Raw genomic sequence first — 989 nt, forward strand, 5'->3', positions numbered from 1 at the left:
CTTGAATTTACAATCTAAGTGCAACAAAAAATGATTCACCGTTTTCTGGTAAAATTATGTCGACGAAAACCAATCAACCAGGAGGAACGATGAATCATTATTCTCATTTTACACTAAAAGAGCGTGAGTTGCTAAAGCATTATATGGATATTGGCCTAAATCAATCTGAAGTCGCAACAAAGTTAGGGCGCAACAAATCGTCAATTATCCGTGAGTTAAAGAGGAACTCTGTAGAAGGAAGTTATTTACCTTGTGACGCACAGGCACTTTATGCCACCAGAAGAAAAGCTTGTCGCCCTCATAAGAAGTTGGACGATACCGTCCTTTTCCAAAAGGTAAAGTCGTTATTCTTAGAGCATCAGTGGTCGCCGGAACAGATCGCTGCCCGTTTAAAATACGAAGAGAGTGTTTATAGCATTAGCTTCACTACGATTTATCGAGCCATTTATTCCGGCCTTTTTGACGAGCCGAATCTCTCTAGGGGCAATAGAGGATGCATTAGGAAACTAAGACATCGCGGAAAAACAAGGCATACGAAATCCTATGAAGAAAGACGCGGTAAAATTCCAATCACCAATCCCATATCCGATCGACCGGAGGCAGCTGAAAAAAGAGAGCGCTTAGGTGACTGGGAAGCGGATACGGTGGCAGGTAAAACCGGCAGGGCATGCCTACTCACATTGACCGACAGAAAAAGTCGCTACCTACTTTGTCAGAAAATTCCAAAGAAGAACGCTCAATGTGTTAAGCAAGCCATGATTGAACTGTTGAAGGATGAACCCCTTCAAAGCATTACTCCTGATAGAGGGAAAGAATTCTCAAAGCATCCTGAAGTCTCACAGCAACTGTCTCTAGTTGAGTTCTATTTCCCACTGCCCCATCATCCATGGCAACGAGGGACCAACGAAAATACAAATGGTCTATTAAGAGAATACTTTCCAAAAACGAAAGATATTGACCAATCAGATAGCTATATTGAAGCGAAAATA

General features: G+C 42.0%; 1 protein-coding gene. It reads left to right on the forward strand.

All coding sequences use genetic code 11. The features are described from left to right. Positions 1 to 89: 89 nt before the first annotated feature. A partial coding sequence (locus WKT05_RS10555) for an IS30 family transposase (protein ID WP_340414059.1) occupies positions 90 to 989 on the forward strand: 900 nt, incomplete at its 3' end.

Source organism: Peptoniphilus sp. HCN-40583, from assembly GCF_037892835.1.
GTDB classification, from domain to species: Bacteria; Bacillota; Clostridia; order Tissierellales; family Peptoniphilaceae; genus Aedoeadaptatus; species Aedoeadaptatus rachelemmaiella.